The organism is Bradyrhizobium sp. WU425 (genome assembly GCF_021052305.1).
Lineage (GTDB): Bacteria > Pseudomonadota > Alphaproteobacteria > Rhizobiales > Xanthobacteraceae > Bradyrhizobium > Bradyrhizobium canariense_D.
Window position 1 is genome coordinate 1,370,521 of record NZ_CP088089.1, and the last position, 18,299, is coordinate 1,388,819.

The window sequence follows — 18,299 nt, forward strand, 5'->3', positions numbered from 1 at the left end:
GCTGGCTCGCACTATTGGCTGAGCCGACTGTGCCGCTTGTGTCGGCGGCCATACAAAACACGCGGCGGCCGGGAAAGTTGCCGACACCGACTGTGACAGTCTCTTTAGCCGCTTATGAGCCCGGCCCGCAAGGCGCAATACCGGCGCCGCTGGCGTTGAAATAGCGCAGGTGGGGCTGGCAACCGGCGGCGATCATGTCGTCGTCTACTCAGCGATTATTAAAGGGCCGATTGCGGCTGAACAGCAGATAGATTGCGCGTGGGTTGGTGGTTAAATAGCGCCAGAACAGGCGGCGGGGCTCGAGCAAGGTGCGCCAGGCCCATTCCAGCCCGATCTTCTGCATCCATCGCGGCGCGCGGGCGCGGCTTCCCGACAAGAAGTTGAACAGGCCGCCGGATGTCTTGATGACGCCGACATTGGTGAGATGCGGGGTGAATTCCTCGACGAACGCCTGCTCGTTTGGCACGCCCAGCGCAACCCAGAGATAATCCGGCGCAAGCGCGTTGATCTCGTCGACCTTCGCGCGCAGCGCGTCGCCACGGAGATAACCGTGGCTGTAGCCAACGATCTTGAGGTTTGGATACATCTTTCGGACGTTCTCGACCGCAAGGGCGTTCTCGTCCTCGCTGGCGCCGAACATGTAGAAGGTGCGGCCGACCGCTTCAGCCTTGCGCGCGACGACGTGAAACAGGTCCGTCGTGGCGACCCGCTCGGGCAACGGAAACCAGGATTGTAGCCTGGACGCCGCCACCAGCGGCTGGCCATCGGCGTTGATCAGGTCAGCGCTGCGGAACAGGCGCTCGGTCTCGGGTTCGGTCGAGCACCGCGCCAGCACCTCGCCATTGGCCGAGGTCAGGTGCAGCGGACGGCCGATGCGATGGCGCGGATCGGTCGCCTCGATCATGAAATTTGCGGTCGCTTCCAGATCGAGTGCGGCCATGCGAAGGCCGCCGATGGTGATCCGCGGCACGTCGGCGGTTGCGGCCCGGCCATCGAGATTGATGCGGCGCTCAAGCATATTGTCTGCCTCGTTGGCGAGCTTGGGCCATAGGGGTGAGTTCGTCGAGCACGACGCCGACGAGCTTGCGCTCCGCGCGGCCGAGTGTGCTCAAGATCTCCTCCAGGCCGTCGTTGATGTCGAGGCTGGTCGGCAGCACCGCCACCAGCGCGTCGGCATCATCGAGCAGCTTACGGCTGCCGGCCGTGAGTGGCGCCGCGGGGCCGTCAAGGATCACAAGGTCATAGCCGCCGGCGGAGCGCGCCTGCTCGATGGCCTTGCGGATGGCGTCAGTGGCCTTGCCGGCGTCGCGTTCGGCGGCCGGCAATATCGAGATGCCGTTGAGTGTCTTGATCTCGCACGCGGCCTTGCTGCCGATCGAAAGCCATCCGACCTTGCTCGGCTCGCTCTTGCCGGGACGGCTGACCTTGTTCGAGAGCGGGTGCGCCTGATGGTCGGCATCGATCATCAGGACCCGGGCGCCGTCGCGCGCGGCCGCGAGCGCGAAATTCAGCGCGGTCACGCTGCGCCCGGTGGTCTCACCGGCACCGACGAGCGCGATGACCGGCATTGTCTTTCCGCCGGCGCGCCGGGCCGCCGTAGCGCGCATGTCGCGCCAGGCGTTGAGCAGCGTCGTCAGTGGAAAGCCGGGGCGCAGCGTTGGCCAGCCGAGCCGGGTGAGGTCGATGCCGCCGCCGGTGGCGAGAATGGCACCGAGCGTGTGGATGACGTCGGCCTCCTGGAGGCGCGCGATCAGCGGCTTTTCGATCAGGGGCTTCTCGACCATCGAAGGTTGCAGCGGCGGGGCGGCGAGTTCCGGCAGTGCCTCCGCGACTTCCGGGGCTCGCGAGACCGGCTGGGACCGGGCAGTCTCCGGCGCCCGCGAAGGCTCTGGAGCTCGCGGAGCTTGCGGCAACGGAGTGCGATTGGGACGGGCCGGCGCCGGTGCCGGCGCGAACGCACCGGCCAACAGCAGCTCTGCCGCGACGAACCAGCTCGATGCAGCGATTGCGCCGAAGATGAAGCCGATCATGGCGAACAGGCTCATCGCCGGCGGGAACGAGCGCCGCTGCGGCACCGTCGCTTCGCCGATGATTCGCGCCGCCGAGGTGTTCAGCGTCTCCTGCTCCTCGGTCTCGCGCGAGCGCTTGAGGAAGGATTGATAGACGTCACGGCTGGCATCGGCTTCGCGCTCGAGTTCGCGCAGGCGCACGGCGGCCTGGCTGAGCTGGACGCTCTGCCGCTTCTGTGCCTCCAGCGCCCGGCTGAGCGAGGCTTCAAAGTCGCGGGCGCGCGTCAAATCGTTCTTGGCGGACTGGGCGAAGCGGTCGATCTCTTCGTTGATGGTGCGCTTGAGATCCTCGACCTGCTTTTCGGTCTGGCGCAGCGCTGGATGACGCGGGCCGAGTTCGCCGGCCTGCTCCGCATATTTCTTGCGCGCGTCGGCATATTGCGCGCGCAGGTTGGCGATGGTTGGCGATTGCAGCGCCTCGGAGTTCGCGCCTGCATCTGCCGTCGTGCGCCGGCTCGCCTCGATCTGGTCGAGGCGCGCCTGCGCGTCCATCGTCGCGGCGCGGGCGGCGGAAAGCCGCTGGTTGCTGGCGGAAAGCTGCTGGTCGCTGATCAGCGCGTCCTGGGTGCCGACGAAATTGTTCTGGGCCTTGTAGGTCGCGAGCACGGTCTCGGCGTTGCGCAGCCGCTCGCGCAGTTCCTTCAGGCGGCCGGAGAGATCGTTGGTGGCGCGCCGCGCGGCTGACGCCTGCGAGTTGCGGGACTCCGCGAGGTAGGCGCTGGTCAGCGTGTTGGCGAGCATTGCCGCTTTCGCCGGATCGGTCGACCAGACTTCGATATCGACGATGAAGCTCTTCTCGGTCTTGCGGATCGTGATGTGCCGGTTCAGCGCCTCGAGGGCGGCGAGCTGCACTTCCTTTTTCTCCGCGGCGGAGGGCGCGTGGGGCTGAAGGCCGATCAGGCCGAGCAGCGACGACATCACGCCTTTGCCGTCGGCGCCGCCGCCGAATTCGGGATCCTTGTCCAGATCAGCCTGCTGGATCACCTGGAGCAGCACGCTGTTGGAGGTGATCAGGCGCGCCTGGCTCTCGACCACCATCGACATGCCGGAGACGTCCTGCGCGCGGGGCGTTAGCTCGCGGTCGACGAGCTGAAGCTCGCGCGGGTCGACATAGAGCTGGGCGGTGGCGGTGTAGCGGGGCGTCAGGCTCTTGCCCACGGTGACGGCAAGCGTCGCACCGAGCAGCGCGGCAACGGCAATCGCGATCTTCCGCCGCCAGAGCAGATTGACCAGCTCCAGCACGTTGAAGCTGGCCTGAGGCCGGTGCTGCGGGGCCTCCGGTCTGGCCCGATCTATCGGCTGGTTATAGTCAAGCATGATCCCCAGCTTTCATTCCAAGTGCCGCGAGCTGAGGGGGTACTCTTCGCTCTACGCCACGCACCTCAGATATAGGTGCCCACTCAACGCAACAGGGAAAATTAACCATACTCATTGAGGGACTATTCACCGAAATGGCAAACAAAGCGTTTAAGCGCGTGCCTCTCTTCGACGCGTCGTCGTGACGCGTGCGATGGCGCGGTCCTTCAGAGATTAACGGTTCGTTACCCCGTGCGGCGTGGCCGCGAGGCTTCGCTGGTCTTGCGATCGGCCGCGCGCGCACCATGGCCGTCAGCTTTTCCGCAGGATGACGTGATAATCGCCGCGGCGGACGTCGGTCCCGCGCGGGAGCACGGCGTTGAGAACGGCGGCGCCGGCGTCGACCAGGGCTGCGAACAGCGGCTTGCGCCGGCGCATCTCGGGATAGCGCGGGCTCTCGACCTCACGGCGGTAGATCATCTCGAGGCCATTGGCGGCGGCGAACGCTTCGAGCCTCGGCAGCGACACCAGGGGATGGAAGAAGGTCGGGAACGGCGGCTCGCCCGGCAGGCCGGCATCCTTGATGCCTCGAATGTGCCGGTAGAACCAGACGTGGAACCAGTGCGGCGAGTATTTGGTGACGACCCCGGACAATGAGCGCGGATTGGGCGCGCCGATCAGAATCATCCCGCCGCGCTTGAGCGCATCGCGGAAATTCAAGAGTGCGGCGTCGACCTTGGGAAGATGTTCGATCACGTTGTAGCAGATCACCAGATCGAAGGTCTCGCGCCCGAAGCGGTAGGTCTGGACGTCGCCGAGGATCGCTTCGTCCGCGTAGCTGTTGTTGCGAACCTGGTCCTCGTCGATGTCGACGACGGTGACCTTGCTGCGGTTCAGCAATTCCGGTGGCAGGACGCTGCACGAGCCGCCTCCGGCTTCGTAGGTGGCGAGCTGGCCCCGTGGCAGTTCGCGGCGCAGTACGTCGTGAACGGCGAGCAGGCTGTCGCGGGCTTCACCGGGGACGAGATCGTGCAGCGCCTGAGTGTGTGCAATGGCCGCGGGAATTTGGACCGCCGTGGCTGTCGCGAAATCGATCGTGGCTGGCTTGTTCATTTTTTTCGGACCGCGCTTGTTCGACTTAAATTTACAGGAAAAATCTCGTGTGCCCGTAGAGCAAATCCGATGCCGCGACGCTTCACCCGCCGCGGTGCTTACGATCAGGTTAATGAGCATGTGCGTTAACTACGGCATCGTCCGCGTCAGCCGCCGTCGGCACGGTGGACCGCGAATTGCAGTATCACGCGCGCAAGGTTTCGCGGCAGAAACACCCGAAAGCGGTTAAGTGCATGGATGGCGGAACATCGGCGGCCTTGGCGCCGTCGTCAGGCTCAAACCGGCCGTTCATTTTGGGACGCATCCGTCCCGGGGCGATGTGCCGTCGCGGGACGGCGCTGATCCCGGGATCGAAGCAGGGCTTTTTCAATCTATCTCGGACATCTAGAACGTCATGACATTGATCCCGACAGACCTGTCCGCCACGCGTATCTCGCATGCCGTGCGCGATCCCAACCGGGAGATCGCGGCCAGCTCCCGGATCATCGACCTGTCGGTTGGTATCGTCGTCTGCATCCCCTGCTTCCGCCGCCCGCAGCATCTGCGGTTGACACTGGACTCGCTCGCCAGCCAGCGCACCCCGCGCTCTTTCGCCGTCGTCATGGCCGAGAACGATGCGGTCCGGCGCGAAAGCGCGCCGGTGGCCGCGGAGTATCTCGCCGATGGCAGACTTCAGGGTGTCTGCCTGGTCGAGAAACGGCAAGGCAACGTCCAGGCGATCAACGCCGCCTTCGAGACGGCGCTGGCGCTGTTTCCCGCCGCGACCCGGTTCCTGATGATCGACGACGACGAGATTGCCTCGCCCGATTGGCTCGAGCTGATGGTCCGCACCGCGGAGGCGACCGGCGCCGATGTGGTCGGCGGGCCGGTGCTGCCGGTCTTCGAGGACCACCGCATGCCCTGGCTTTCGCGCCACCCCGTTTTCTGTCCCGCCTATGATTACAGCGGCGCTGTGCCCTTGATCTACGGCTGCGGCAATTGCCTGATCACGCGTGCGGCGTTCGAGAGCTTTGCCCGTCCCGCCTTCGACCCGCGCTTCAACTTCCTCGGGGGCGGCGACTGCGATTTCTTCGTGCGCTGCCGCGACGCCGGCATGACCTTCCACTGGACGGCGGAAGCAGTCATCACCGAGACCGTGCCGCAAAGCCGCACCAGTTTCGGCTGGATCGTGAAGCGAGGCCTGCGCATCGGCGCGATCAATTATCGTGTGCAGTCCAAGGCCGCGCAGGGCGCTGCGGCGCGAGTGTGGGTGTTTGCGCAGATGCTCGGGAGGTTGCCGCTGTCGCTGTTGCGCGCGGCCGCTCTGCTGAAATCGTCGAAAGCCGTCGTCGCGATGCATCCCGTGATGGTCGCGCTCGGCTCGGCGCTCGCCGCGTTCGGCATCGAGCCGAAGCCCTATGAGGCCTCGAAGATCGTGTCCTGACGCCGAGGCGGCGGGCTAAATACCGAAGCAGGCGAGGGCGACCCTGACCGCGGAACGCGGCAGCGATTTGAGCGAGCGGCGCCCGACTATCCCGAGATAGGCGAAGGCCTGGCGATATCTACCGAAGCGGACCGCTTGCATTGCCGAATACGTGACGAGATGAACCTCGGCGGCCTGGCGCAGCCCGGCCGCCATGCCCGCGGGCAATCGCGCCATGATCAGCCCGTCGTCGAACACCCGCGCGATCGCCGGAAAGAAATCCTGTGGCGTCCGCACCGCCGCGTTCATGGTGTTGGCCGTGTGAAGGCGGTAGTCGAGCAGAAGGTTCGGCGCAAATTCGAATTCGCCGATCGCGGCAAGGCGGCACCAGCAGTGCCAGTCCTCGCAATATCTGAGCGAGACGTCGAACCCGCCGATGGCGCGGAAGGCCTCTGCACGTGCGAGCGCAATGCCGCCATTGACGATGAAGTTGCCGGCGGCGAGCCGCGCCAGCACGTCGCCGGACGGTTTGCGGCGGCCCTTGAGCAGATCCCGACGGCCGATCTGCCGTCCCTCGCTGTCGATCGTATTGTAGTCGCCGTAGACCAGAACCGCTCGCGGCGCGCCACGCGCAGCCGCCAGCAGCGCCGCGACCGCGCCGGGCCGCAGGCGATCGTCGGCATCGAGGAAGAGCAGCCATTGGCCGTTCGCATGCTGCGCGCCGAGATTGCGCGCTGCCGATACGCCGGCGGCGCCGTTGGTCATCAGGCGCAGTCGAGGGTCACGAATGGCGCGGACGATGGCGGGGGTGTCGTCGGTCGAGCCGTCGTCCACGACGATCACTTCGGTGACCTCGGTTTGTGCCAGTGCGCTGGCGAGGGTTTCGCCGACATAAGCCGCAACATTCTTGGCCGGAATGACGACGGACACCGACGTGGTTGAGCCGACCTGCAGCGGGACGCGCGCCGCTGGAACGACGCGCGATGTGGCAGGCAATTCGAGAATGTCTTCCGCGGTGATCAAGATACGGCTCGCCTTTAACGGTCTGTTAACCAGGGCGCATCTGCGCTTGGCAATGCGATCGATCGCAACCCTGGCCGCCCTCGATGATACTCGCATCGGGAAAAAAGCGTCGCCACGAAGGCTGCCGCAGCGTTGGTTTCGTCAATTAGCGTTAAGCCGCCGGCATTAAGCCTGTGGCAAATTAGGAAGAGTGCGACAGCCGGTCCCATGCGAGAATGCGCATCAGGCCGCCGCGGATGGACACCAGTGCCCGCAAAGACATTCGACTACGATCCCGACGATATGGTCCTCAACCTGTTCTACGAGGACAAGGACGATCGCTGGTTTCCCGGCGACCGGCATCTGCGGCGCATGGCGCGTCGCATGCTGCTTGGCGAGCCGCGCATGAGCGGGCAGCTGCGCGTGTTCCTCAATCTCTGTGCGGGGCTCGATCGGCTCGGTATCCGCTATCGCGTCAACGACTATGGCTACATCGCGCGACATCCGGGCGAACTCGCCTGCATCATCGGCCGCACCTTCTTGCTCGACAAGTTCGCCTGGAAAAATCCGATCCTGCTCGGCGTCGCCGCCCACAATCATCCGCTCGACGATCCCGACCTGTTCAAGCGCCTGCCGGTGAAGAAGGTCGTGGTGCCCGGCCCGTGGTACGCCGACATGTATCGGCCGCATTGGCCCGACACGGAGGCCTGGCCGATCGGCATCGACACGGATCTCTGGGCACCGCCGGCGACGTCGCAGAAGAGCGTCGACGTCCTGATCTACGACAAGGTGCACTGGGACCGCGATCGCTACGCGGCGGAGCTGATCGAACCCGTCCGCGCCCGGCTCACGAGGGAAGGCCGCTCGTTCGCCGAGCTGCGTTACGGCAGCTACAAGGAAGAAGACTATCGGGCCGCGCTCGCGCAATCGCGTGCGATGATCTTCCTCTGCCAGAACGAGAGCCAGGGCATCGCCTATCAGCAGGCATTGTCTTGCGGCGTGCCGGTGCTGGCCTGGGATCCAGGCGGGCCGTGGCGAGACCCCGACTACTATCCGCATCGGGTCCAATTCGCGCCGGTGTCGTCGGTGCCGTACTGGGACGATCGTTGCGGCGCCAAGTTCGTCGACATCGCCGGGTTTGAGGCGGGCTGGGATGATTTCTGGGCCGGGTGCGCCGCCGATACGTTCGATCCCCGCGGTTTCGTGCTGGACAACCTGACGCTGGAACAGCGCGCGCTTCAATATTACGAGATCGCGCGGAGCATCGTGCGGCAGCAGGCGGTGCCGCAGCGCCCCGCTGGACTGGTTGACGGATGCTTAACAGGGATCGGCTAAGACTTCGAGCTTCCCCCGGGCTTCACCACCAGCCTTGAGCCATGGATCGCAGCGCCACTGACATGACCGACGTCGAGGCCCGATCGTTCGGCGGCGTCCTGCGCGGTGGGCTTGCAGGGGTCGACGCCGTGCGGGCGGCGCGCTGCCTCGTCGCAGTCGCAGCGCTGCTCCTCGTGCTGGTGACGCTCGATCCGTTTCCCGACCTGCGCAGCGAGGATGTCACCACCGTCGTCGGCGGACGAATGGCGCTCACTTATGTCGCCTGGGGCCTGCTGGCCGCGCTCGCAGTCCTGTTGGTCGCCGCAACGGATGCGCCCGCGCTGAAGACGCTGGTGACGCCGCTGCATCTCTGCCTGGTCGGCTGGCTGTTGATCAGCATCGTCTTCTCCGAGAATCGCGGAGTCTCGATGCAGCGCTTCATGCTCGCAGCCAGCGTGATGTCGCTCGCGGTGCTGTTGCCGTTGCTGCCGCCGACGCAGCGCAGCTTCAACCTGTGCCTCGGCGGCGCCGCCCTCGTACTGCTTGCGCTCTGCTATCTCGGCGTCTTCGTGGCGCCGCAATACTCGATCCACACCGCACTCGACGTCACCGAGCCGCAGTTGGCCGGCGACTGGCGCGGCAGCTTTGGTCACAAGAACATCGCTTCGCCGGTGATGACCATCCTGATTTATGTCGGCATTTACCTGTCTGCCATTGGTTCGTTCTTGATGGGGCCGGCCATCGCCGCGCTGGCTGGAATCTTCCTGATCTTCACCGGCGGCAAGACGTCGTCGGTACTGTGCCTTGCGACTTATGCGCTCGCCTCGCTGGTCTGCGTGACGCCGGGCCTGTGGCTGAAGCGGATCATCTGCTTCGTGCCGCTGATCGTGATGAACCTGCTGACGGTCGGCAGCGTCATGAGCCCGGCGCTCGGAGCGATGACGCGGCTGCTTCCGCTCGATCCCACCTTCACCGGCCGTTCCGCCATCTGGGAGTTCGCGCTCGCAGCTGTCGCGGAGAAGCCGATCATCGGTCACGGCTACGCCGCGTTCTGGGACGACGTGGCCGCGCGGCAGACCGCCCAGGGCGCCGAATGGGCGACGAGCGCGGCGCACAGCCACAACAGCTATCTCGACCTCGCGGTCACCATCGGCCTGCCGGGGCTGTTGCTGGTGATCCTCGTCTTCGTGCTCGCGCCGCTCGGCAATTTCCAGACGGCCCGAACTCACAACCGCAGCGGTGCCTTGGCAAAGCTGTTCCTGACCGTATGGCTGTTCGGCCTGTACTACGGAGCCACCGAGACCTTCCTGCTCGAACGGCAAAATCCGATCTGGTTCATGTTCACTGTTGCCGTGGCCGGCCTGCACTTCCTGGCCAGGTTCCAATGCGTCGCGGAAATGGAACCGGACCCCGACGACTTGTCGCAGCCGATGCAGGTGCAGTGGCATCAGCTTAACGATAAGCCGTGAGCTCACTTGTGGCGGCGACAAAACATAATCTATCTGGAAACACCAGTAATCGTATGTCCCGCGGATGACGATCCTCAGCGTCGAGCAACCAGATGGTCTTGTGTCCAGCACGTCGGGAATCGCGGTCGATTTCGTGCGTGAGTGGCCGCTGGCCGCATCGCGCCTGAACGCAGGCCATCGCACTGCATTCCAGCATGGCTACTGGCTCGGCGCCTGGTACGAGGCGTTCCACGATCTCTCGCCGCTGATTGCATTGATCTCCGATGCCACGACCGGCAGGGACATCGCAATGGTGCCGATGATCAGCCACCTCAGGCGCGGCATCCGCATCGTCGAATTCGCCGATTTCGGCGTCTGCGACAACAACGCGCCGATCCTTGCGCTTGATGCCGCATTGGACGCGGCGGCGATGGATGCGATCGGCAAGGCGCTGATCGGCGCATTGCGCGCATTGCCGGACCGCTTCGATCTGCTGCGCCTGAAGAAGATGCCAGCCCAGATCGGCGGAAGCCCGAACCCGCTGGTGTCGCTCGGCCGGATCGGATCCTGCTCGCTCAACGGCAACCTCGTGCTGACCGGCGACGACTATGAAGATTACCAGGCCTCGATCAAGCGCATGCAGATGCCACGCTGCTGGCGCGTCTTCAACCGTCACGCCGGCGCGCGATTCGAGATCGCCACCGATGTCGCGCGTGCGCGCGAGCTGCTGGACGTGATGGATGCCCAGCAGCAGGCGCGCATGCGAAAGCTCGGCTCGCGCTTCGTCCTCAACGACGAAACCCATGCGCAGTTTTATCGCGAGGTCGCGCGTCGGGGCGTCGCGAACGGTTATGCCGTCATCTCGGCGCTGGTTTGCGACGAGGCCATTGTCGCCACCGCGCTCGGCGTCAGGTTCGGTGAGACCTATTTCCTGCTGCGCATCAGCCACACCGGCGATTCCTGGTCGAACTGCTCGCCGGGGCTGCTCGTGACCGAGCGCACTATGGCGGCGCTGCATGCGGAAGGCGTGCGCCGTTTCGACCTCAGCATCGGCAACCAGGACTACAAGCGCCGCTTCGGCGCCGAGCCGGTGCCGCTGACGGATGTCAGCGTCGCGCTGTCCTGGCGCGGCATGCCCTTCGCGTGGCGCGACCACGCCGCGCAGGGCCTGCGTCGTCACCCCAGGCTTGCCGCCTTTGCGGCGCAGGCGATGGGCAAGAGGACGCGCTGACGCGCCGCCCTGGATTGTAGGGTCACTCGATTATCGCAATCGTTGTGTTATCGTCGCCTGTTTCCGGAGGCGACATGGAAGATAGTTCGGCAAAATATCGCGCATTCTATGCACAGTTGATCAGCGCCGCGGCGAGGGCCGCGGACCCCCGTATCGAAGAAGCGTTTCGCACCGTCAGGCGCGAGACGTTCGCCGGACCCGGGCCGTGGTCGATCTCGGTTGGCGGCCACCCCTATGTTGTCACACCCGATGATGATCCCGCTTTCCTCTATCAGAACACGCTGCTCGCGCTCGACAGCGCGCGGGTCTCAATATCGGGATGCCCGGCGCGCACGCCTATTGGCTCAGCGGTTGCGCGGTGAAGGAAGGCGAGACTGTGATCCAGATCGGCGCGGGGAGCGGCTATTACACCGCAATCCTCGCGCATCTCGTCGGCCCCGGCGGCCGCGTCCATGCCTACGAGATCGACGAACGTCTGGCAGGCCTCGCGCGCGAGAATCTGAAGGACATCGCCCATACGGACGTGCGGGATCGATCGGGCATCGCGTCCGATCTTCCCAAAGCCGACGTGATCTATGTCTGCGCGGGTGCGGCGCAGCCGGCCACCGAATGGCTCGATGCCTTGCTGCCCGGTGGGCGGCTGGTGTTTCCACTCGCGCCCGAAGGCATGATCGGCGGCATGTTGATGATCACGCGCCCCGACGAGGGGGCGGTCTGGCCCGCCAAATTCCTCGGGCGTGCCCAATTCATCGGCTGCGCGGGATTGCAGAACGCGGATGCCGCCCGGCGACTGGCCGAGGCGTTCGCAAGGGGGTGGGAGGGCGTGCAGTCGTTGCGGAGAGAGGGCGCTCCCGACGAGACCTGCTGGTTCGCCGGTGAGGGCTGGTGGCTGTCGACAGCGCCGGCGCCTGTCGCGACTGCGCCCATTAAGCCCAACGCGGACATCACGCAGGCCTAGTGGCTAGAGCATCATGACTTCGCGCAGCCGGCACAGTGAAAGCGGCCGCGTGAGGCCTTGAACAGGCTCCGGCAATACCAGCGCCGCGCCAGCGCCTGAGCGGGCCTGCGGATCATCTGCGCGATCAACAAGAGTTCGAAAGCCATTCGTATCGCTTTTGGTGAAATATCCTGGCCACAGAGATGGGGCGGCATCTCCAGAAGAGAATGCCGCCCAGATCGCACCTGCCATGCAGTGGTTCGGACGTAAAGCTTAACCGCGCTCAGCCGTGCAGCTTCCGGGCTGTCTCCGCGATCTGGCGGCCCTGATAGCGTGCGCCGGCGAGCTCGTTGGCGCTGGGCTGCCGGCTGCCGTCGCCTCCGGTGATCGTGGTGGCGCCGTAAGGCGCGCCGCCGGTGACCTCGTCGAGCTTCATCTGGCCGGCAAAGCCGTAATTCAGGCCGACCACGACCATGCCGAAATGCAACAGGTTGGTGATGATCGAGAACAGCGTCGTCTCCTGACCACCATGCTGGGTCGCGGTCGCCGTGAAGGCGCCGCCGACTTTGCCGTGCAGCGCGCCCTTGGCCCAGAGACCGCCGGCCTGGTCGAGGAAGTTCGCCATCTGCGAGGCCATGCGGCCGAAGCGGGTGCCGGTGCCGACAATGATCGCGTCGTAATTGGCGAGGTCGTCGATCGTGGCGACGGGGGCGGCCTGGTCGAGCTTGTAATAGGACGCCTTGGCGACCTCGGCCGGCACCAGCTCGGGTACGCGCTTGATGTCGACGGTGGCACCGGCTTCGCGCGCGCCTTCGGCAACGGCATTGGCAATCGTTTCGATGTGGCCATAGGCGGAATAATACAGGACGAGAACTTTGGTCATGATGTCTCCGATGGGATTGAGTGAGTGCTTTTTTTGGGTCGTCATGCCCGGGCTCGTCCCGGGCATCCACGTTCTTGTTCGCTCGTCGCGGGGCGTGGATGGCCGGGACAAGCCCGGCCATGACAGAGAGAGCCGTTACGCCGCGTCGACGAGCACGATCTCGGAATCTTCGAGTGCCGTGATTTTCAGCCTGTCCTCGTCGCGGATCGCGGCGCCGTCGCGGGCGTTGACGCGCACGCCGTTAATTTGGACTGACCCCGCCGCGGGCACCAGATAAAGGTGCCGCGACTTGTGCGGCACGTACTCGGCGCTCTCACCGGCCTTCAGCGTGGTGGCGAGCACCCGCGCATCGGCGCGGATCGGCAGCGCGTCCGTGTCATGCTCGAAGCCGCTCGCGATGGTGACGAGCTTGCCCGAGCGGTCTCCTTTCGGAAACGGCTTCGAGCCCCAGGTCGGCTGCCCGCCGCGCGCGGTCGGCTCGATCCAGATCTGGAAGATGCGTGTCTTGGTCGACTCGAGATTGTACTCGGAGTGGCGGATGCCGCTGCCGGCGCTCATCACCTGCACGTCGCCCGCTTCGGTGCGGCCTTCGTTGCCGAGGCTGTCCTGATGGGTGATCGCGCCCTCGCGCACATAGGTGATGATTTCCATGTTGGCGTGGGGATGGGCGGGAAAGCCGGTGTTCGGCGCGATCTCGTCGTCGTTCCAGACCCGCAAGGCGCCGTGACCCATGTTGTCGGGGTCGTAATGGCTTGCGAAGGAGAAATGATGCTTGGCATTGAGCCAGCCGTGATCGGCGCCGCCGAGCTTTGCGAAGGGTCTGAGTTCGATCATCTGCGTAATTCCTTGTTTTGGCGGATGGCGCCTTGATCAGGCGCCAAAACCGCCGTCGACATTGAGCACCGTGCCGGTGACGAAGGAGGCTTCCGGACTTGCGAGGAACACGACGCCAGCCGCGACTTCCTCGGGGCGGCCGAAGCGCTGCAACGCGTGCTGCTTGCGCTGGGTCTCGGCGAACTCGCCGCCGTCCTTCGGGTTCATGTCAGTGTCGATCGAGCCGGGCTGCACCACATTCACGGTGATGCCGCGTGGGCCGAGGTCGCGCGCTGCGCCCTTGGTGTAACCGACCACGGCGGCCTTGGTGGCGACGTAGTCCGCAAGACCCGGGAACGAGGCGCGATCGGCGAGCATCGAGCCGACGGTGACGATGCGGCCGCCTTCGCCCATCAATTGCGAAGCGGCGCGGATCGCAGCGATCACGCCATGCACGTTGATGGCATCCTGGCGGGCGAGCGCTTCGGTGTCGGCATTGGCGTCATCGATCGCACCGCCGCTCGCGACGCCGGCATTGTTGACGAGGATGTCGAGATGGCCGAACTCCTTCGCGACGTCGTTGACGAGCTGCGTCACGTCCTTGGCCGAGGCCTGGTCCGCCTTGAAGGCGCGGGCATTGACGCCTCGGGCCTTCAACTCGGTGACGACGGATTCCGCCTTTTCGGGAGAGGCAACGTAGCTGATCGCGACATCCGCGCCTTCATCGGCGAGGGCGCGAGCAGAGGCCGCGCCGATACCGCGCGAGCCACCAGTGACGAGGGCAACCTTGCCTGAGAGCTTCTTGGTCATTGGATTTCTCCATTCCTGAATTTCTGATGACCCTTGGATAAGCCTCTGTTTGTGGTATAGAAATAGAAACTGTCGAAACACATTGTTTCCTTAAACATCCCAATTGGATCCGCTTTCATGGCCAAACTCCCCGATTTCGAGGCGCTCGCGATTTTCGCAAAAGTCGTGGAATTACGGTCGTTTGCGGGGGCCGCTGGTGAGCTCGCGATGTCCAAGGCGACGGTGTCCAAGGCGGTCACGCGCCTCGAAGAGCGGCTCGGCGCCCGGCTGTTCAACCGCACCTCACGCCGGCTCGCGCTGACCGATGCCGGGCATAAGCTCGCCGAGCGTGCGACGCGCCTGCTGTCCGACGGCGAGGCGGCGGAGAACGAGGCGCTGGCGCAATCGGTCGCACCGCGCGGCCTAGTGCGGCTCGCCGTGCCCATGACATTCGGGATCAAGGCGGTGGCGCCGCTGCTGCCGGAGTTCTTCGAGGCGTATCCGGAGGTCTCGGTCGATCTGCACTTGAGCGATGCGACCATCGATTTGATTGGCGAGGGCTTTGACATGGCGGTGCGGATCGCGCGGCTGCCGGATTCCTCGCTGATCGCCCGCCGGCTCTTCACCATGCCGCGTTTCACGGTGGCCGCGCCGTCATATCTCGAGCAACACGGGCGGCCAACGCATCCGATGCATCTGGCCGAGCACAAATGCTTCAGCTACGCCTATCTCTCCACGCCCAACGTCTGGCACTACACCAACTCGGCCGGCGAGCAGGCCAGCGTACGTCCGGGCGGACAGCTCCGCGTCAACAACGGCGAAGCGGTGATGCCGGCGCTGATCGCCGGCCTCGGCATCGCCGACCTTCCGGAATTCATCGTCGGTGACGCCATCTCCTCCGGCGAGGTCGAAGTGATCCTGAAGGACTGGAAGCAGGTCGAAGGCGCCGTGCATCTGGTGACGCCACCTGGCGGCCCGCGCCCCGCGCGCGTCGAGGCGCTCGGTGATTTTCTCGCGGCGAAGCTGCCGGGGACGTGCAAGCGGCGAGTGCGCGGAAAGGCAAAGCCGTCTTAGAAAAGCCGTCGTAGAGCGAGCGGCTTCATCGACCTCCGTCATTGCGAGGAGTGAAGCGACGAAGCAATCCAGAATGTCTCCGCGGAGGTATTCTGGATTGCTTCGCTGCGCTCGCAATGACGGGTTGGACTAAGACACCTTCTCACCATTGCGCACCACAATTCGCAAGCTCGGCTTCAACGTCTCCTCCAGTTGCGACTTCAAATCATGAACACGCGGATCGCGCGAACGCTTCGCGCAGACCGCGTATTGGTGCACGGATTGCGCCAAGGCGCGTCGCGCTTCCGGCGTTCGCGTCACGTCCGGCTTTGAAAGCCGCAAGACGATGGCGGCGAGATTCACCAGCATCTCGTCCAGCGCCACGTCAATGGTCTGAAGTCTATTCATCGCTCCACTCCCTGGGAGGCAACGGTGAGCCCAGGGGGGCGTTCCTGACCGGGCGGAACATGGATAATGCTTCGTTAATCCCGCCGCGCGGCTTGTTCTTGCGGACGGTCACGCTAGGCTGGCAGCGAAATAAGAAAACAGGGGGAAATCTGCCATGGATCGACGCGATGTCCTGCGCGCGGCTGCCGCATTGCCGTTGTTGCCTGTGTTGTCGAGCGCGGCTTTCGCGCAAGCCTATCCCTCTCGCAACGTCACCATGATCGTGCCGTTTCCGGCCGGCGGCCAGGCGGATCTTGCGGCGCGCCCCGTCGCACAGGCGCTGGAGCGAATCCTCGGCAAGGCGGTCATCGTCGACAACCGCGCCGGCGGTGGCGGTGGATCCGTCGGCAATGCCGCGGCGGCGCGCGCCGAGCCCGACGGCTACACGCTGCTGATGACGCTGTCCTCTCTCGCGGTGCTGCCCGAGGCCGACCGGCTGTTCGACCGTCCGGTCGCCTACGAGCTCTCGCAGTTCATGCCGATCGCGCGGGTGCTGGCCGATCCCACGCTGCTCGCGGTGCCCGCCTCGGCGCCATGGAAGACCGCGCAGGATTTCGTCGAGGATGCCAGGAAGCGTCCCGGCCAGATCACCTACGGCTCATCGGGGCCTTACGGCACGCTGCACGTGGCGATGGAGATGTTTGCGAGCAGCGCCGACATCAAGCTGCTGCATGTGCCGTTTCGCGGCGCCGGACCGGCGCTCACCGCGCTGCTCAGCGGCACCGTGCAGGCGATCGCCGCCGCACCGGGAACGCTGAAGCCGCAAGTGGAGGACGGCAAGCTGCGCGTGCTCGGCAATTGCGGCGCCAAGCGCGTCGCAAGCTTCCCCGATGTGCCGACCTTCCAGGAGCTCGGTTACAAGGACGTCGAGATGTACATCTGGGCCGGACTCTTTGCACAGAGTGCTCTTCCCGCGCCGATCGCGACTCGCCTGCGCGAGGCGATGGCGCAGGTGATGACGAGCCCCGACGTGCTCAAGGCCTTCGAAACGTCGGGCAGTTTCGTTGCCTATCAGGACGCGCCGGCGTTTGCCGAGTTCGTGGCGGTCGACAGCGCGCGGCTGATTGCTGCGGTGAAGAAGATCGGCAAGGTCGAATAGGTTCCTGGCCCGTTTTCACAATTTTTTGTTGGTCCAGAACCTCTCCGCGTCTCATTGATTGAACAGAATTCGAGAGACTCGCGAAGGAATCGGACATGCGAACAGAGCGGATCGCGCTGGGTGTGGCGCTTGCAATCGGCGGCATCGTCGCGCAAGGCGCTGCATCCGCTGAAGAGTATCGCGGAACCATGGAGCAGCAGATGGCCTGCACGCCGGATGTGTGGCGGCTGTGCAGCGATCAGATCCCTGATGTGAGCCGCATTACGGCCTGCTTGCGGCAGAATACGCCCCAGCTCTCCAGCGGCTGTCGCGCGGTGTTCCAGTCCAACAACCAGATGCCGCCGCAGCAGCAGGTTCCGGGCAATCGCGCCGCGCCGGCGCCGCGATACAACAATGTGCCGCCACCACCTCCGCAGGCGCAGCCGCGGCCTTATGACGATAGCGACGATTAGTGCTGCCCAAGCATGATCGGGGCGCGCGCGCGCAGCAGTGGGCGCGAAGCGCGGTTGTGCCGCCTCGTTCAGCGCTCGCCCTTGCCGTCCGACTCAGGTCGATCCCGGAGCGCCGTCCGCATGATGGCGCCGAAGAGCAAAGCTGCCACCGGCCAATGGAACCAGATCTTGTGCATGCCGGTGAAAATATTGATCAGAATCAGAAAGGCCGACACCGTGAGGGCCGCCGCAACCGGGCGGGGCAGCTTCGCCAGTCCGTCTGAAACGAAGCCCATCCAATTGGATGACTCGGATCTGTCGCGGTGCGCGGCGTCAGTTTGCGAGCCCGCACTTGCGGTCTGAGATGTCAGGCGTTCGCCAGGCGGAAAGCTCCGTGCTTGAGCGGTTTGGCCGCTCATGGTCACACGATAGCTGGTCACGGGAGCAATGTTTTTCATTGGACGCTGGCCGAGGCAGTCGAAGCCAACAGATAATTTGTTGTGCACCTGATCATAGGCGGAGCTGGAGATCACGATACCACCGGGTTCGGCAAGTTCTTGCAGACGCGCCGCGATATTGACCCCGTCTCCATAGAGGTCGGAACCATCCACCATCACATCGCCGAGATTGATGCCGATGCGAAACCGCATCGGGGGAGGTGGGCCCGAATCCTGGTTGGAAATTTCCTGCTGAATCTCGACCGCACACTGCACGGCTTCCACGACGCTGGCGAATTCGGCGATGACGGCATCGCCCCAGGTATTCACGATCCGGCCGTCATGGCGCTCCACCAATCGCGCGATGGCCGTGCGATAGCGGCGGAGTGTCTCCAGCGTTCCCGCCTCGTCTGCTTCCATGAGACGAGAATAGCCGTGCACATCAGCGCATAGCACGGTGGTCAGCCGCCGTTTGACCTTATCATCGGGCATGGTCCGTACATTAGCCTCCCTGACCGGCAAATGCATCAGGCAT

General features: G+C 64.8%; 17 protein-coding genes and 1 pseudogene. 8 read left to right on the forward strand and 10 right to left on the reverse strand.

The annotated features are described in order from the left end of the window. Nucleotides 1-208: 208 nt before the first annotated feature. The 3 genes from BcanWU425_RS06515 to BcanWU425_RS06525 form a co-directional block, all read right to left on the reverse strand. Nucleotides 209-1,018: a WecB/TagA/CpsF family glycosyltransferase gene (locus tag BcanWU425_RS06515; RefSeq protein ID WP_085361247.1), complete on the reverse strand. Its 810-nt coding sequence runs from the start codon at nt 1,016-1,018 to the stop codon at nt 209-211. Next, nucleotides 1,011-3,386 carry an exopolysaccharide transport family protein gene (locus BcanWU425_RS06520; RefSeq protein ID WP_204512418.1) on the reverse strand — a complete coding sequence of 792 codons (2,376 nt, stop codon included), beginning with the start codon at nt 3,384-3,386 and terminating at the stop codon, nt 1,011-1,013. The genes BcanWU425_RS06515 and BcanWU425_RS06520 overlap by 8 nt, the downstream gene beginning before the upstream one ends. 291 nt (nt 3,387-3,677) lie before the next feature. Next, complete coding sequence (locus BcanWU425_RS06525) at nt 3,678-4,478, reverse strand: class I SAM-dependent methyltransferase (protein ID WP_204512417.1); 801 nt, start codon at nt 4,476-4,478, stop codon at nt 3,678-3,680. 394 nt (nt 4,479-4,872) lie between these two features. Between BcanWU425_RS06525 and BcanWU425_RS06530 the strand changes: the two genes are divergently transcribed. Continuing rightward, nucleotides 4,873-5,901: a glycosyltransferase family 2 protein gene (locus tag BcanWU425_RS06530; protein WP_018453400.1), complete on the forward strand. Its 1,029-nt coding sequence runs from the start codon at nt 4,873-4,875 to the stop codon at nt 5,899-5,901. Nucleotides 5,902-5,916: 15 nt separating this feature from the next. Here the strand turns inward: BcanWU425_RS06530 and BcanWU425_RS06535 are convergent, their stop codons facing one another. Further along, the gene (locus BcanWU425_RS06535; RefSeq protein WP_018453401.1) at nt 5,917-6,903 is read right to left on the reverse strand and encodes a glycosyltransferase; all 987 of its coding nucleotides are present in this window, start codon (nt 6,901-6,903) and stop codon (nt 5,917-5,919) included. A 246-nt stretch (nt 6,904-7,149) separates the two neighbouring features. Here BcanWU425_RS06535 and BcanWU425_RS06540 point away from each other — a divergent pair, with 246 nt between their 5' ends. The 4 genes and pseudogenes from BcanWU425_RS06540 to BcanWU425_RS06555 all read left to right on the forward strand — a co-directional run bounded on the left by BcanWU425_RS06540 (nt 7,150) and on the right by BcanWU425_RS06555 (nt 11,833). Then, entirely contained in the window at nt 7,150-8,217 is a 1,068-nt protein-coding gene (locus BcanWU425_RS06540; protein ID WP_018453402.1) for a glycosyltransferase, read from the forward strand. A gap of 41 nt (nt 8,218-8,258) precedes the next feature. Continuing rightward, nucleotides 8,259-9,665: an O-antigen ligase family protein gene (locus tag BcanWU425_RS06545; protein WP_204512416.1), complete on the forward strand. Its 1,407-nt coding sequence runs from the start codon at nt 8,259-8,261 to the stop codon at nt 9,663-9,665. Between the two features lie 64 nt (nt 9,666-9,729). After that, the gene (locus BcanWU425_RS06550) at nt 9,730-10,875 is read left to right on the forward strand and encodes a GNAT family N-acetyltransferase (protein ID WP_204512415.1); all 1,146 of its coding nucleotides are present in this window, start codon (nt 9,730-9,732) and stop codon (nt 10,873-10,875) included. A gap of 74 nt (nt 10,876-10,949) precedes the next feature. After that, nucleotides 10,950-11,833 (forward strand): annotated as a pseudogene (locus tag BcanWU425_RS06555) (protein-L-isoaspartate O-methyltransferase family protein). 3 nt (nt 11,834-11,836) lie between these two features. Here the strand turns inward: BcanWU425_RS06555 and BcanWU425_RS06560 are convergent. The 4 genes from BcanWU425_RS06560 to BcanWU425_RS06575 all read right to left on the reverse strand — a co-directional run bounded on the left by BcanWU425_RS06560 (nt 11,837) and on the right by BcanWU425_RS06575 (nt 14,318). Then, on the reverse strand, nt 11,837-12,064 hold the full coding sequence (locus BcanWU425_RS06560) for a hypothetical protein (protein WP_157642889.1): 228 nt from the start codon (nt 12,062-12,064) through the stop codon (nt 11,837-11,839). Nucleotides 12,065-12,095: 31 nt separating this feature from the next. Beyond that, nucleotides 12,096-12,695 (reverse strand): NAD(P)H:quinone oxidoreductase, encoded by a 600-nt coding sequence (wrbA, locus tag BcanWU425_RS06565; RefSeq protein ID WP_204512414.1) that lies wholly within the window; start codon nt 12,693-12,695, stop codon nt 12,096-12,098. 135 nt (nt 12,696-12,830) lie between these two features. Continuing rightward, nucleotides 12,831-13,529 (reverse strand): pirin family protein, encoded by a 699-nt coding sequence (locus BcanWU425_RS06570; protein WP_018453407.1) that lies wholly within the window; start codon nt 13,527-13,529, stop codon nt 12,831-12,833. Between the two features lie 36 nt (nt 13,530-13,565). Beyond that, a complete protein-coding gene (locus BcanWU425_RS06575; protein ID WP_204512413.1) occupies nt 13,566-14,318 on the reverse strand; it encodes an SDR family NAD(P)-dependent oxidoreductase in 753 nt (250 codons plus the stop codon). 117 nt (nt 14,319-14,435) lie between these two features. Between BcanWU425_RS06575 and BcanWU425_RS06580 the strand changes: the two genes are divergently transcribed. Continuing rightward, complete coding sequence (locus BcanWU425_RS06580) at nt 14,436-15,371, forward strand: LysR family transcriptional regulator (RefSeq protein ID WP_085350126.1); 936 nt, start codon at nt 14,436-14,438, stop codon at nt 15,369-15,371. Between the two features lie 129 nt (nt 15,372-15,500). On the opposite strand, the gene BcanWU425_RS06585 is transcribed toward BcanWU425_RS06580, so the two are convergent. Next, the gene (locus tag BcanWU425_RS06585; RefSeq protein WP_026232525.1) at nt 15,501-15,758 is read right to left on the reverse strand and encodes a hypothetical protein; all 258 of its coding nucleotides are present in this window, start codon (nt 15,756-15,758) and stop codon (nt 15,501-15,503) included. 154 nt (nt 15,759-15,912) lie between these two features. On the opposite strand from BcanWU425_RS06585, the gene BcanWU425_RS06590 reads away from it, so the two are divergent. Both BcanWU425_RS06590 and BcanWU425_RS06595 read left to right on the forward strand, forming a co-directional pair. Next, on the forward strand, nt 15,913-16,896 hold the full coding sequence (locus BcanWU425_RS06590; protein WP_085361257.1) for a tripartite tricarboxylate transporter substrate binding protein: 984 nt from the start codon (nt 15,913-15,915) through the stop codon (nt 16,894-16,896). Between the two features lie 95 nt (nt 16,897-16,991). Then, nucleotides 16,992-17,348, forward strand: coding sequence for a hypothetical protein (locus BcanWU425_RS06595; RefSeq protein ID WP_085361258.1), 357 nt, complete (start codon nt 16,992-16,994; stop codon nt 17,346-17,348). Nucleotides 17,349-17,416: 68 nt separating this feature from the next. Here the strand turns inward: BcanWU425_RS06595 and BcanWU425_RS06600 are convergent, their stop codons facing one another. Further along, on the reverse strand, nt 17,417-18,256 hold the full coding sequence (locus BcanWU425_RS06600) for an adenylate/guanylate cyclase domain-containing protein (protein ID WP_204512412.1): 840 nt from the start codon (nt 18,254-18,256) through the stop codon (nt 17,417-17,419). Between the last annotated feature and the right edge of the window lie 43 nt (nt 18,257-18,299).

Excerpts from the sequence above, each read along its gene's own strand:
- BcanWU425_RS06545 (WP_204512416.1), top strand. The coding sequence starts at position 8,259 with ATGGATCGCAGCGCCACTGACATGACCGACGTCGAGGCCCGATCGTTC.
- BcanWU425_RS06525 (WP_204512417.1), bottom strand. The coding sequence starts at position 4,478 with ATGAACAAGCCAGCCACGATCGATTTCGCGACAGCCACGGCGGTCCAA.
- BcanWU425_RS06600 (WP_204512412.1), bottom strand. The coding sequence starts at position 18,256 with ATGCCCGATGATAAGGTCAAACGGCGGCTGACCACCGTGCTATGCGCT.
- BcanWU425_RS06530 (WP_018453400.1), top strand. The coding sequence starts at position 4,873 with ATGACATTGATCCCGACAGACCTGTCCGCCACGCGTATCTCGCATGCC.
- BcanWU425_RS06590 (WP_085361257.1), top strand. The coding sequence starts at position 15,913 with ATGGATCGACGCGATGTCCTGCGCGCGGCTGCCGCATTGCCGTTGTTG.
- BcanWU425_RS06580 (WP_085350126.1), top strand. The coding sequence starts at position 14,436 with ATGGCCAAACTCCCCGATTTCGAGGCGCTCGCGATTTTCGCAAAAGTC.
- BcanWU425_RS06515 (WP_085361247.1), bottom strand. The coding sequence starts at position 1,018 with ATGCTTGAGCGCCGCATCAATCTCGATGGCCGGGCCGCAACCGCCGAC.
- wrbA (WP_204512414.1), bottom strand. The coding sequence starts at position 12,695 with ATGACCAAAGTTCTCGTCCTGTATTATTCCGCCTATGGCCACATCGAA.
- BcanWU425_RS06595 (WP_085361258.1), top strand. The coding sequence starts at position 16,992 with ATGCGAACAGAGCGGATCGCGCTGGGTGTGGCGCTTGCAATCGGCGGC.
- BcanWU425_RS06570 (WP_018453407.1), bottom strand. The coding sequence starts at position 13,529 with ATGATCGAACTCAGACCCTTCGCAAAGCTCGGCGGCGCCGATCACGGC.
- BcanWU425_RS06575 (WP_204512413.1), bottom strand. The coding sequence starts at position 14,318 with ATGACCAAGAAGCTCTCAGGCAAGGTTGCCCTCGTCACTGGTGGCTCG.
- BcanWU425_RS06550 (WP_204512415.1), top strand. The coding sequence starts at position 9,730 with ATGACGATCCTCAGCGTCGAGCAACCAGATGGTCTTGTGTCCAGCACG.
- BcanWU425_RS06560 (WP_157642889.1), bottom strand. The coding sequence starts at position 12,064 with ATGGCAGGTGCGATCTGGGCGGCATTCTCTTCTGGAGATGCCGCCCCA.
- BcanWU425_RS06520 (WP_204512418.1), bottom strand. The coding sequence starts at position 3,386 with ATGCTTGACTATAACCAGCCGATAGATCGGGCCAGACCGGAGGCCCCG.
- BcanWU425_RS06585 (WP_026232525.1), bottom strand. The coding sequence starts at position 15,758 with ATGAATAGACTTCAGACCATTGACGTGGCGCTGGACGAGATGCTGGTG.